We start from the raw sequence: 13,339 nt of genomic DNA, 5'->3' as shown, positions 1-13,339 counted from the left end.
TAGAGAGGAAAGATGAGTACTTTAGCAGAAATAGAAGCGCTCTTGTTTGTAGCAGGTGAAGATGGGATTCGAGTCCGTCAGTTGGCTGAACTCCTGTCGCTTCCCCCGACAGGCATCCAGCAGAGTTTAGAAAAATTAGCCCAAAAGTATGAGAAAGACCAGGATTCGAGCTTGTCCCTGATTGAGACAGCGGGAGCATACAGATTGGTGACCAAGCCTCAATTTGCAACGATTTTGAAGGAATACTCCAAAGCTCCCATCAATCAGAGTTTATCTCGGGCTGCCCTTGAGACCTTGTCCATCATTGCCTACAAGCAGCCGATTACGCGGATAGAAATCGATGCTATCCGTGGGGTCAATTCGAGTGGGGCTTTGGCAAAGTTGCAGGCCTTTGATTTGATACGAGAAGATGGGAAAAAAGAAGTGTTGGGTCGTCCCAACCTCTATGTGACGACGGATTATTTTCTAGATTACATGGGGATTAACCATTTGGAAGAACTGCCAGTGATTGATGAGCTTGAGATTCAAGCGCAAGAAAGCCAATTATTTGGTGAAAGGATAGAAGAAGATGAGAATCAATAAATATATTGCCCACGCAGGTGTGGCCAGTAGGAGAAAAGCAGAAGAGTTGATCAAGCAAGGCTTGGTGACTGTCAACGGCCAAGTGGTACGTGAACTCGCAACGACCATCAAGGCTGGCGACAAGGTTGAAGTTGAAGGCCAACCTATCTACAATGAAGAAAAGGTCTACTATCTGCTCAATAAACCACGTGGAGTGATTTCCAGTGTGACAGATGACAAGGGCCGCAAGACGGTTGTGGACCTCTTGTCCAATGTCAAAGAACGTATTTACCCTGTGGGACGTTTGGACTGGGATACATCAGGTGTTTTGATTTTGACCAATGATGGTGATTTTACGGATGAAATGATTCACCCCCGTAATGAGATTGACAAGGTCTACGTCGCGCGTGTCAAAGGTGTGGCCAATAAGGAAAATCTTCGCCCCTTTACTCGTGGAGTGGAGATTGAGGGCAAGAAAACCAAGCCAGCTGTCTATGAGATTCTCAAAGTGGATCCAGTAAAAAATCGCTCTGTAGTACAGTTGACAATCCATGAGGGCCGCAACCATCAGGTTAAAAAGATGTTTGAAGCCGTCGGTCTTCAAGTGGATAAGTTGTCTCGGACACGTTTCGGTCACCTAGACTTGACAGGTCTTCGTCCAGGTGAAGCCCGTCGCCTCAATAAAAAAGAAATCAGCCAACTACACACCATGGCGGTAACCAAGAAATAATGAAACGAATTTTAATAGCGCCAGTACGCTTTTACCAACGTTTTATCTCACCAGCCTTTCCGCCCTCATGTCGCTTTGAACCTACTTGTTCCAACTACATGATTCAGGCTATTGAAAAACATGGTTTCAAGGGTGTTTTGATGGGCTTGGCTCGGATTTTACGTTGCCACCCCTGGTCGAAAATAGGCAAGGATCCCGTCCCAGACCACTTTTCACTCAAACGAAATCATAAACAAAAAGAATCAGCCTGATTCTTTTTTGTATACTCTAGAAAGGAAGTTGGAAGATTAAGATTTCCACTATCCTTCTCCTATAAAAAGTGGTAAAATGGAGGACAGAAAGAAGGAACTGATATGACAACATTATTTTCAAAAATCAAAGAAGTAACAGAAATCCCTGCAATCTCAGGTCATGAGGCACCTGTCCGTGCTTATCTTCGTGAAAAGTTGACACCGCATGTGGACGAAGTGGTGACAGATGGATTGGGTGGTATTTTTGGTATCAAACATTCAGAAGCTGCCGATGCACCCCGTGTTTTGGTCGCTTCTCACATGGACGAAGTTGGTTTTATGGTCAGCGAAATTAAGCCAGATGGGACCTTCCGTGTCGTTGAAATCGGTGGTTGGAATCCAATGGTAGTCAGCAGCCAACGTTTCAAACTCTTTACTCGTGACGGTCGTGAAATTCCTGTGATTTCAGGTTCTGTCCCTCCACATTTGACACGTGGAACAGGTGGACCAACCATGCCAGCTATTGCTGATATTATCTTTGATGGTGGTTTCGCGGATAAGGTTGAAGCAGAAAGTTTTGGAATCCGTCCAGGTGACACCATTGTCCCTGATAGTTCTGCTATCTTGACAGCCAATGAAAAAAATATCATCTCTAAAGCTTGGGACAATCGCTACGGTGTTCTCATGGTAAGCGAGCTTGCAGAAGCCTTTTCAGGTCAAAAACTCGGAAATGAACTCTATCTTGGCTCCAATGTCCAAGAAGAGGTTGGTCTTCGTGGCGCTCATACTTCCACAACTAAGTTTGATCCAGAAGTCTTTCTGGCAGTTGACTGTTCACCTGCTGGTGATGTCTACGGTGGCCAAGGCAAGATTGGGGATGGCACCTTGATTCGCTTCTACGATCCAGGTCACTTGCTTCTCCCAGGTATGAAGGATTTTCTTTTGACAACGGCTGAAGAAGCTGGCATCAAGTACCAATACTACTGTGGAAAAGGCGGAACGGACGCTGGAGCAGCTCATCTGAAAAATGGTGGTGTCCCATCTACAACTATCGGTGTCTGTGCACGTTATATCCACTCTCACCAAACCCTCTACGCGATGGATGACTTCCTAGAAGCCCAAGCTTTCTTGCAAGCCTTGGTGAAAAAATTGGATCGTTCAACGGTTGATTTGATTAAAAATTATTAAACATAAGGGAGGTTGATCGGGATGGAAGAAGCAAATCTAGAAAGCCTTATAAAAGACCTCTACAATCATGCCCGTCAGGGCTTGAGTGACGATTTAGTTGCTGCTCTCCTAGAGACTGCTAAGAGGCTGCCTACTACAAATGAGCAGTTACTAGCAGTCCGTCTCTCAGGACTGGTCACCCGTGAATTGCTCACCAATCCCAAACATCCGGCACCTGAGTTGCTCAACTTGGCTCGCTTTATCAAAAGAGAAGAAGCCAAGTACAGAGGAACCGCGGTTTCTGCTATTATGTTTGGAGAGCTATTTAAAATGCTTTGATTCCATTGTGAATCAAAGCATTTTTTTTACGTTAGAAAAAATATTCTTGATGAGGGGATGAAAAAGCCATCCCATTCAGGATAGCTTCTTGGTACTTATACTCAATGAAAATCAAAGAGCAAACTAGGAAACTAACCGCAGGCTGTACTTGAGTACGGCAAGGCGACGTTGACGTGGTTTGAATTTGATTTTCGAAGAGTATTAGATTTGTTCAGCGATGACCTTTTCAGCAAGGTTCATAGCATGGTCAGACACACGAGTGTAGTGGGAAATGATGTCGATGAAGTTGACCCCAGCTTGTGTAGAACACTCACCCTTGTTAAGGCGTTTGATATGGGTCTTTCTGAGAATGCGTTCCATATTGTTGATTTCTTTATGGCGTTCAATTAGACTTTGAGCTTTCTCAGTATCGTTGTTTTCCACACTATCAAGGGCATCTTTGATGAACTCAGTGGTAGCGTGATAAATCTCAGCTAGCTCTTTCAAAGCGGCCTCAGAGAACTGAACATTCTTGCGTTGGAGATAGTCTGTTAGGTTGATTAACCCTTCTGCGTGGTCTCCAATCCGTTCCAAATCACGAGACGAGTCGAGGATGTTGGTTAGGATTTCACTTTCCTTTTGACTCAAGGATTCGCTTGAAAGGCTAATCAGGTAACGAGTGAGTTTTTCGTCAATTGTGTTAATAGCTTCTTCAGTCTTGTGCCCTTTCTCCGCTAGTTTTTCATCTAGATTGACGATGTAGTCGTAGGAAAGGTCAAAAGCTTTTGCAGCATAGTTCCCCAAGTGAAGAAGTTCTTTTTTGGCATTTCCTAGAGCGATAGAAGGCGCCTGTTTGATGAGTTGTTCATCCAAGTAGAGAGCCTCGTATTTAACAACTTCATCTTCACCAGGAATGAGCTTGGTTACAAGGTAAGCCAAGGCACCGATGAATGGGAACTGGATAATGGTATTTGTAATATTAAAGGTTCCGTGAGCAAAGGCAATGGTCATTTCTGGAGCTAGATTGAGCGCCGATTCAAACCATTGAATCAAGCCCGTGAAAGGAACAAGGAAGACAATACAGATAACCGTACCAATTACGTTAAAGGCGACATGGGCACCGGCAACACGTTTGGCAGCGATATTGGCTCCAAGAGAAGCAATGATGGCTGTAATGGTCGTTCCGATATTATCACCAAACAAGACCGGTAGGGCACCTTGTAGGTCAATCAAACCACTTGCGTACAGATTCTGTAAGATACCGATAGTTGCGGATGAAGCCTGAATGAGTAGGGTCAGCCCAGTTCCGACAAAGACACCTAGAATAGGACTCTTACTTAGTTCAACCATGTAGTCTCTAAAGACTTGCAGGTCTTTTAGGGGCTCCATTGCACCGCTCATAAGATTGAGGGCGAAGAAGATACCACCAACACCAAAGATAATTCGTCCGATGTTATTGATGGAGCGATTCTTGGTGAAGAAGAGACAAACCGCTCCGATAAAGAGCATAGGTAAGGCGTAATCTCCTAGCTTAAAACCGATGATAAAGGATGTAACGGTGGTTCCAATATTGGCACCCATGACAATACCGATAGCCTGACGCAAGGTCAAAAGTCCTGCACTGACAAGCCCCACTGTAATGACAGTAACACCAGAACTTGATTGAATCAGCGCCGTCATACCGATACCAACCAGCACACCGAAGAAGGGATTGCTGGTATATTTGTCAATGTAAAAACGAAGGCGATCTCCAGCAGCTTGTTGCAAACCGTCTCCCATGGTCTTGATACTATATAAAAATAGTCCCAGACCACCTAAAAAGTGAAATAAAATTTCCTGCCAATTAATGGACATTTCTTTTTCCTCCGAAAAATAATCGCGGAATTTCTCCTATTCTATTTTAAAGGATAATAGGAAATCTAACAAGTGTTTAATGGAAATTTTCATAAGAAAAAGGTAACTTTCTCTAAAAATAGAGGATAAATTTACTGTAAGATAGTCGAATGATAGGATTGTGTCCAAATTTTACTGATTATTATCCTAGTTATAGTTTTTGTGTCAAATAGATTGACATCGCTTTCATATAAGATAAAATGAAAATGATCCTGTTCGGGTGGTGTCCACTAAGAACAGTTGCTTTTTATCTAAAAAGTAAAGCGCTTACTTTTTATTATATTAGGAGGAAAAGATGAAAGATCTATTTTTTGAAAAACGTTGCCGTTACAGTATTCGAAAGCTGTCAATCGGAGCTTGTTCCTTGATGATTGGTTCAGCTCTATTTGCGAGCCCAGCTCTTGCCGAACAGGTTGCTGTCCCTGAGGCAGTTGCAAATACGAGCGCCCAAGCTACAAGCGCGAGTGAAACAGCTAATCCAGATACTGCAGCCCTCGAAAAACAATTAGAGGAAACTGAAAACAAAGTAGCTGAGCAACCAATTTCAGAAAACACTCCAGCAATAGCTGATTTGGTTAATGAAAAAGAAGAAGCAAAGCCAGCTCCGACAGATAAAACTGAAAAACCTGCTCAACCAACTGACAAAGAAGGAGTCAAGCCTGAGGAAACTCCTCAAGTGGCTGACAATAAAGCTGACAAACCAAGTCTAGCAGACGTTCCTAAAAATGAAGAGAAGAGTCTCCGACCGAAAGAAATCAAATTTGATACTTGGGATGATTTGTTGAAATGGGAACCAGGTGCGCGTGAGGATGATCCCATCAATCGATCCTCAGTTGAACTCGCCAAGCGCCATAGAGGTCAGTTGGTTAACGAAAAAGCAAGCAGAAGAGCCAAAGTTCAGGCGCTAGCAAATACCAACTCAAAGGCTAAAGACCACGCTTCTGTTGGTGGAGAAGAATTCAAGGCCTACGCCTTCGATTACTGGCAATACTTGGATTCAATGGTCTTCTGGGAAGGCCTAGTCCCTACTCCAGATGTCATTGATGCAGGCCACCGTAATGGTGTGCCTGTTTATGGAACCCTCTTTTTCAACTGGTCAAACAGCATTGCTGACCAAGAGAAATTTGCCGCCGCCTTGAAACAAGATGAGGATGGCACTTTCCCAATTGCACGCAAACTCGTTGATCTCGCTAAATACTATGGCTTTGATGGCTATTTCATCAACCAAGAAACAACGGGGGAATTGGTAGCACCTCTTGGTGAAAAAATGCGCCAATTCATGCTCTATACAAAAGAATACGCGGCTAAGGTCAACCACCCAATCAAGTATGCTTGGTACGATGCCATGACCTACAAATACGGTCGTTATCACGAAGATGGCTTGGGAGACTACAACTACCAATTCATGCAAAAGGAAGGTGATAAGGTCCCTGCAGATCAATTCTTTGCTAACTTCAACTGGAACAAGGAAAAGAATGACCACTCTGTAGAGATGGCAAAATGGCTAGAACGTAGCCAATATGATGTCTTTGCAGGCTTGGAATTGCAACAAGGTGGATCATATAAGACCAAGGTTAACTGGGATGCCCTCTTAGATGAAAATGGCAAGTTGCGTTTGTCGTTAGGACTTTTTGCACCAGATACAATTACTAGTCTAGGAAAAACAGGGGAAGATTACCACAAGAACGAAGACATCTTCTTCACAGGTTACCAAGGAGATCCAACGGCTCAAAAACCAGGTGATAAAGAGTGGTATGGAATTGCCAATTTAGTTGCGGACCGCACACCAGCAGTAGGCCGTACCTTCACCACCTCTTTTAATACAGGTCATGGTAGAAAGTGGTTTGTAGATGGCAAAGTTTCTAAGGATTCTGAATGGAACTACCGTTCTGTTTCGGGTATCTTGCCAACATGGCGCTGGTGGCAGACTTCAACGGGGGAAAAACTTCGTGCAGAATATGACTTTACAGATGCCTACAATGGCGGAAATTCTCTTAAATTCTCAGGTGATGTAGCTGGTAAGACGGACCAAGATGTGAATTTGTATTCTACTAAACTAGAAGTAACGGAGAAAACCAAACTTCGGGTTGCCCACAAGGGAGGAAAAGGCTCCAAAGTTTATATGGCCTTCTCTACGACTCCAGACTACAAATTTGAGGATGCAGATGCATGGAAAGAACTGACTCTTTCTGACAACTGGACAAATGAAGAAATTGATCTTAGCTCACTAGCAGGTAAAACCATCTATGCAGTCAAACTCTTCTTCGAACATGAAGGTGCTGTAAAAGATTATCAGTTCAACCTAGGACAATTAACTATCACGGATAATCATCAAGCGCCACAAGCACCTACAGGTCTCTCTGTGGTGAAGCAATCTCTTAAGAATGCCCAAGAAGCTGAAGCAGTGGTTCAATTTTCGGGTAACCAAGATGCAGATTTCTATGAAGTCTACGAAAAAGACGGGGACAACTGGCGTTTGTTGACAGGTTCATCTGCTTCAACCATCTACTTGCCAAAAGTTAGCCGTTCTGCTAATGCGACTGGTACGACTCAAGAATTGAAAGTCGTTGCAGTTGGTAAAAATGGCCTCCGTTCAGAAGCTGCAACAGCGTCATTCAACTGGGGGATGACTGTTCAGGATACAACTCTCCCAAGACCTTTGGCTGAAAATATTGTTCCAGGTGCAACAGTTATCGGTAGCACTTTCCCCAATACTGAAGGTGGGGAAGGTATCGAAGGCATGTTGAACGGTACGATTACAAGTCTGTCAGACAAGTGGTCTTCAGGACAATTGAGCGGTAGTGTCGATATTCGTTTGACTCAACCACGTCGTGTTGTCAGATGGGTAATGGATCATGCGGGAGCTGGTGGTGAGTCTGTTAACGATGGTCTGATGAATACCAAGGACTTTGATCTTTATTACAAGGATACAGATGGCGAGTGGAAATTAGCTAAGGAAGTCCGTGGCAATAAAGAGCACGTGACAGATATCACTCTTGACAAACCAATCACCGCGCAAGACTGGCGTTTGCATGTCATTACATCTGATAACGGAACACCTTGGAAAGCCATTCGTATCTACAACTGGAAGATGTACGAAACCTTGGACACAGAAAGTCAAAATATTCCAATGGCTAAGGTAGCTACTCGTTCACTTGGAAACCACCAAGTTCAACTAGGCTTCTCTGATGTTCCAGCAGGCGCAACCATCACCGTTTACGACAAGGCGGATTCGCAAACACCAATTGCAACCTTGAAGACTGAAACTGGTGGCGACCTGGCAACAGCACCATTGGCCTTTGACAAGCAACCAACTCTCCTCTACTATCGTACCCAATTACCTGGCAAAGAAATCAGTAACACCTTGGCTGTAGCGATTCCACAGGATGAGAGAAAAATTGTTGCAGTTAGTCTCGAAAAAGGACCTAAGAAGACGGTTTATAAAGAAGGAGAAAAACTGGACCTCAGAGGCGGAACTCTCCGTGTTCAATACGAAGGGGGGCAAGCCGACGAGCTGATTAACCTTACTCACTCAGGTGTGACGGTATCTGGATACGACTCTCATCAAAAAGGGGAACAAAACCTAACACTTCAATACCTTGGTTTACCGGTGTCAGGTGATCTGAAAGTCCAAGTGACAGGACAGGATGAAGGAAAACCAAAAGAAGTAGCGGGCTTGTATATTACTAAGAAACCAAAAACAGACTATCTAGTAGGAGATCAACTGGATCTCTCTGAAGGTCGCTTTGGTGTTCTCTATGATGATGAGACAGAAGAAAGTCATGCCTTTACGGATCAAGGTGTTGAAATCACGGGCTATGATGCTCAGAAGACTGGACGACAAACCTTGACCTTGCATTACAAGGGACACACTGCTGAGTTCGATGTCTTGGTTTCTCCAAAAGCAGCTGTCAACGATGAGTACCTCAAACAAGAAATCACTGCTGCCCAAGGTCGCCAGTCAACCCTTGCCTATACCTTCTCAAGTGAGGACAAACAAGCTGTACTAGTAGAGAAACTCAATGCAGCGAAAGCTGTTGCAGAAAACCATGATGCCAGTCAAGAAGAAGTCAACAAAGCCTTGAATGAATTGAAACAAGCTGGAGCGGACTTGGATGGAAATCAACGTTATCAAACTGCTAGAGAAGAATTGGAAGGCTTGCTCGAATCCGTCCGTGAAAAAGATTCTCAAGATGAGTTGATTGCCCAAGCTGAAGCTTTGTTGTCTTCACAAACACCAACTCCACAAGCTTTTGCGGACATGAAAGAAAAGTTGAATAAGAAACTAGCACCTGCAGAAGAAAGCAATCATGTTGGAAGCATGGATCCAAATGAAGTAGCCCCAACAGTTGAAGCCCTTCCTGAACTAGTTATTGAAACTGAAACAACAGCCTTTGAACGTCAGGAGCGACCAAATGCCGAGCTTCTCAAAGGTCAACGTCAACTTGTCCAAAAAGGAGAAGAAGGTCAAATTCGTCGTCTAGTAGAAGTAGATGCCCAAGGCAAACACATCCTTCGTTCAACTGAAGTTCTCAAGGAAGCCCTCCCAGAAATCACAGAAGTTGGAACAAAAGTTCTGTCAAGTAACCAACCGGCTGAGGGAGTAAAAGACCTAGTTTTAGAAATTTCGAAACTAGAAATTGAAGAGGATACAGTGGCCTTTGAACGTCAGGAGCGACCAAACTCCGAGCTTCTCAAAGGACAACGCCAGCTAGTTCAAGCAGGTGTGGAAGGTCAAGTTCGTCACTTTGTAGAGGTGGATACTCAAGGCAAACGCACTCTTCTTTCAACTGAAGTACTCAAGGAAGCCCTCCCAGAAATTACCGAAGTTGGTACAAAGGTTCTGTCAAGTAACCAACCAGCTGAAGGTGTGAAAGATTTAGTTCTAGCAACTCCGAAACTGGAAGTTGAAGAGGCTACAATGGCCTTCGAACGTCAAGAGCGACCAAATGCAAGCCTTCTAAAAGGTCAACGTCAGCTAGTTCAAGCAGGTGTGGAAGGTCAAGTTCGTCACTTTGTAGAGGTGGATGCCCAAGGCAAACGCACTCTTCTTTCAACTGAAGTACTCAAGGAAGCTGTCCCAGAAATCACAGAAGTTGGAACAAAAGAAGAGCTAGACTCACAAACAACAGACCAAGCGCTTTTAGCTACACCAGCAAAAGTTGAAGAAGTAAGTAAAGAGCTGCCAAATACGGGAGCGACAAGAGATGCTAGTCTAGTAGCGCTGGGACTTCTCGGAGTAATGAGTGGCTACGGCTTGCTTGCTAGAAAGAAAAAAGAAGACTAATCGGATTTACGAATCTTGGATTTTCTCATAAAAATAAAAAAACAAGGTTTGACTGTAGATTAGTCAGACCTTGTTTTTAGTTTTGAAATTGAAGAGTAAATTTGAAGCTAGATTTTTGTTATTCAATTCCTTGGATAAATTTTTGGAAACGATAGGTGTCGAAATAAATATTGGATGCAACTAATTTATCAAACTCATCGAATTTCAGAAATTCTGCGACATCCAGTTCTAGTTCTTTTCCTTGAGGAGAATGTAGACGGTAGCGATTTAAAGCTGAGACTGTTCGACCATCAACAAGTAATTGCTTCACTTCAAGATGCTGGCTCAAAGCATAGAATTGACCTGCGCCTTGTAAATAAATATCACGTCCTTGTCGAATTTCTATACTATCGCACATGCCATAATCAAAGTTTTCAGCTACGAAATCTTCCCAGCCTCCCTCATTTACTGCCGTAAAATAGCTTTCTGCAAGTGTTTTTGTATCCATTTGGAACCTCCTGTAAAATAATTGGGCTATGATGAACATCACGAAATATTTTGCCCACTTAAGAGTATACAAAAGGAAATATGACTACAGGTTGTCATATTGCTGAAGATTTTTTTTGAGAGTACTGACCAGTAGATTTTGTAAGTGACTTGGGGATACGACCTTTACTTGATAACCAAAACTTAATAGTAAATCAAAAAACGAAGGAGTTAAAGCTCTAAATGTCTGAACTTTTATTATTTCGTCCTCGACTATGATTTCTTCTTCCGTGAAGTGATCGTAGATTTTTGGAAGTGCAAATCTTGTAAAAACTAGTTCGATTTCTTCTCTTTGCCCCTCCACTTTATTTTTGGGGGGATTTAAAAAAAGCTCTAACTTTTCTTGAGATAAACGTGGATAATCGAATGATTTATCTTTTATCTCCACTGGTTCTAGTTCTCGAATTCGAGTTAATTTAAAAATACGAAAATCTAATTTCTCTAAGCAGTAACCGATAACATACCAAGCATTCAGTTTATAGATCAATCTGTATGGAATAACTGTTCGCTGACTTTTCTCTTGTTTTTTCGAATAGTAAGAAAAAGAAATCATCTGTTCAGTTTGTATCGCTTCCTCAATGTCTAGTAAATAATTTGTATTAAGAGTCCAGGAACTGAGATCAAAGTAAAAAGGACTGTTTGCTCTTGTAATTTCTTGAGAAGACAGCTTGTGCTCGATACTGTCAAGACTTGAATGACCAACGATTTTACTAACATTTTGGCTCATATTAATGATAAACTGTCTCTCTTCCTCAGTGAAAAAGTTTCTGTCTATCTTATAGTCGCTTGGTATATAGAAATCTCCCTTATCTCCACGTTCCGAATAGATTGGGATCCCCGCTAAACTGAGTGTATCCATGTCTCTATATACAGTTCGAGTAGATATTTCAAACCTCTCTGCGATCTCTTTAGCTGTTATTCTCTTCTTATTTAAAAGAGACAGTAAAATATAGATTAGTCTTTCTAATTTCATGGTAGCAATTCTCCTTCTTTTAATCTCAAATAGCACAAACTAAAGAAACTATTTTAGTTATATTGTATAATAAGAAATCTAGCAATTCAAAAAGAAGGACTGCAGAGTTTAGAATATTAAGGATTAAAATGTTAGAAAAAGAATAGTATAGAAGTAATTAGGCAGATCAATCAAGAAATTTGCCTAAATTATTCCAACCGAATTATGTGAAAATTGCTATTTCCCGAACTGCAATCCTAGATTTTTAGGTTAATAAATAGAAGAAAGAACAAGAAAAGTTTAGGGTTTTTCTATCTCTTTTGCTGATTTTGTGATATAATTAACACGTATAAAAAAAGAAGGAGTCATATCTAATGGCAAAATTGACTGTTAAAGACGTTGACTTGAAAGGGAAAAAAGTTCTCGTTCGTGTTGACTTCAACGTACCTGTAAAAGATGGCGTGATTACCAACGACAACCGTATCACTGCTGCTCTTCCAACTATCAAGTACATCCTTGAACAAGGTGGACGTGCGATCCTCTTCTCTCACCTTGGCCGTGTAAAAGAAGAAGCAGACAAGGCTGGTAAATCACTTGCTCCTGTAGCTGCTGACTTGGCAGCTAAATTGGGTCAAGACGTTGCTTTCCTTCCAGGAGTTACACGTGGTGCTGAATTGGAAGCCGCTGTTAACGCTCTTGAAGATGGACAAGTTCTCTTGGTTGAAAACACTCGTTTCGAAGATGTTGACGGCAAGAAAGAATCTAAAAATGATCCTGAACTTGGTAAATACTGGGCATCTCTTGGAGATGGTATCTTCGTAAACGATGCATTCGGTACAGCTCACCGTGCACACGCATCTAACGTTGGTATCTCAGCAAACGTTGAAAAAGCAGTTGCTGGTTTCCTTCTTGAAAACGAGATTGCCTACATCCAAGAAGCAGTTGAAGCTCCAGAACGTCCATTCGTGGCTATCCTTGGTGGTTCAAAAGTTTCAGACAAGATCGGTGTTATCGAAAACTTGCTTGAAAAAGCTGATAAAGTTCTTATCGGTGGTGGGATGACTTACACATTCTACAAAGCTCAAGGTATCGAAATCGGTAACTCACTTGTAGAAGAAGACAAATTGGATGTTGCGAAAGCTCTTCTTGAAAAAGCAAACGGCAAATTGATCTTGCCAGTTGACTCAAAAGAAGCTAACGCATTTGCTGACTACACTGAAGTGAAAGACACTGAAGGTGAAGCAGTAGATCCAGGTTTCCTTGGTTTGGATATCGGTCCAAAATCTATCGCTAAATTTGACGAAGCTTTGACTGGTGCCAAAACAGTTGTATGGAACGGACCTATGGGTGTCTTTGAAAACCCAGACTTCCAAGCTGGTACAATCGGTGTGATGGACGCTATCGTGAAACAACCAGGTGTGAAATCAATCATCGGTGGTGGTGACTCAGCTGCTGCAGCCATCAACCTTGGACGTGCAGACAAGTTCTCATGGATCTCTACTGGTGGTGGAGCATCAATGGAGCTTCTTGAAGGTAAAGTATTGCCTGGATTGGCAGCTTTGACTGAAAAATAAATAGTTTAACTAAAAGAAGATGGTGTGACCATCTTCTTTTTAATTTAATTTATAAATATGTGGAATTTTTCTATAAATAAAAAGAAAAAAGAGTAAATATTT

The 13,339-nt window shown here is 42.3% G+C and carries 10 protein-coding genes and 1 pseudogene; 8 read left to right on the top strand and 3 right to left on the bottom strand.

What is annotated here, in order from left to right:
- Positions 1-12 precede the first annotated feature (12 nt).
- The 5 genes from scpB to HMPREF8571_RS10140 all read left to right on the top strand — a co-directional run bounded on the left by scpB (position 13) and on the right by HMPREF8571_RS10140 (position 3,027).
- Positions 13-582, top strand: coding sequence for an SMC-Scp complex subunit ScpB (gene scpB / locus HMPREF8571_RS10155; RefSeq protein WP_000105283.1), 570 nt, complete (start codon positions 13-15; stop codon positions 580-582).
- Positions 569-1,291, top strand: coding sequence for a pseudouridine synthase (locus HMPREF8571_RS10150; protein WP_001222215.1), 723 nt, complete (start codon positions 569-571; stop codon positions 1,289-1,291). The genes scpB and HMPREF8571_RS10150 overlap by 14 nt, the downstream gene beginning before the upstream one ends.
- Positions 1,291-1,542, top strand: a complete 252-nt coding sequence (yidD, locus tag HMPREF8571_RS0102005; RefSeq protein ID WP_000821620.1) for a membrane protein insertion efficiency factor YidD — start codon at positions 1,291-1,293, stop codon at positions 1,540-1,542. The genes HMPREF8571_RS10150 and yidD overlap by 1 nt, the downstream gene beginning before the upstream one ends.
- A gap of 102 nt (positions 1,543-1,644) precedes the next feature.
- On the top strand, positions 1,645-2,709 hold the full coding sequence (pepA, locus tag HMPREF8571_RS10145) for a glutamyl aminopeptidase (RefSeq protein ID WP_000209157.1): 1,065 nt from the start codon (positions 1,645-1,647) through the stop codon (positions 2,707-2,709).
- 21 nt (positions 2,710-2,730) lie between these two features.
- Entirely contained in the window at positions 2,731-3,027 is a 297-nt protein-coding gene (locus tag HMPREF8571_RS10140) for a bacteriocin immunity protein (protein ID WP_000390584.1), read from the top strand.
- A 201-nt stretch (positions 3,028-3,228) separates the two neighbouring features.
- On the opposite strand, the gene HMPREF8571_RS10135 is transcribed toward HMPREF8571_RS10140, so the two are convergent.
- Positions 3,229-4,860: a Na/Pi cotransporter family protein gene (locus HMPREF8571_RS10135; protein WP_000026625.1), complete on the bottom strand. Its 1,632-nt coding sequence runs from the start codon at positions 4,858-4,860 to the stop codon at positions 3,229-3,231.
- Between the two features lie 334 nt (positions 4,861-5,194).
- Here HMPREF8571_RS10135 and HMPREF8571_RS11580 point away from each other — a divergent pair.
- Positions 5,195-5,323, top strand: a pseudogene (locus HMPREF8571_RS11580) (YSIRK-type signal peptide-containing protein); the annotation flags it as partial.
- 117 nt (positions 5,324-5,440) lie between these two features.
- A complete protein-coding gene (locus HMPREF8571_RS10130; RefSeq protein WP_419991869.1) occupies positions 5,441-10,186 on the top strand; it encodes an endo-beta-N-acetylglucosaminidase in 4,746 nt (1,581 codons plus the stop codon).
- A gap of 118 nt (positions 10,187-10,304) precedes the next feature.
- On the opposite strand, the gene HMPREF8571_RS10125 is transcribed toward HMPREF8571_RS10130, so the two are convergent.
- Both HMPREF8571_RS10125 and HMPREF8571_RS10120 read right to left on the bottom strand, forming a co-directional pair.
- Positions 10,305-10,673 (bottom strand): hypothetical protein, encoded by a 369-nt coding sequence (locus HMPREF8571_RS10125; RefSeq protein ID WP_025168475.1) that lies wholly within the window; start codon positions 10,671-10,673, stop codon positions 10,305-10,307.
- Between the two features lie 84 nt (positions 10,674-10,757).
- Positions 10,758-11,684, bottom strand: a complete 927-nt coding sequence (locus HMPREF8571_RS10120; RefSeq protein WP_000764439.1) for a helix-turn-helix transcriptional regulator — start codon at positions 11,682-11,684, stop codon at positions 10,758-10,760.
- Between the two features lie 353 nt (positions 11,685-12,037).
- Here HMPREF8571_RS10120 and HMPREF8571_RS10115 point away from each other — a divergent pair, with 353 nt between their 5' ends.
- Entirely contained in the window at positions 12,038-13,237 is a 1,200-nt protein-coding gene (locus HMPREF8571_RS10115) for a phosphoglycerate kinase (RefSeq protein ID WP_001096765.1), read from the top strand.
- The last annotated feature ends 102 nt before the right edge of the window (positions 13,238-13,339 follow it).

It is taken from the genome of Streptococcus mitis ATCC 6249 (assembly GCF_000146585.1).
GTDB classification, from domain to species: Bacteria; Bacillota; Bacilli; order Lactobacillales; family Streptococcaceae; genus Streptococcus; species Streptococcus mitis_AZ.
This window is presented reverse-complemented; position numbering and strand designations above follow the sequence as displayed.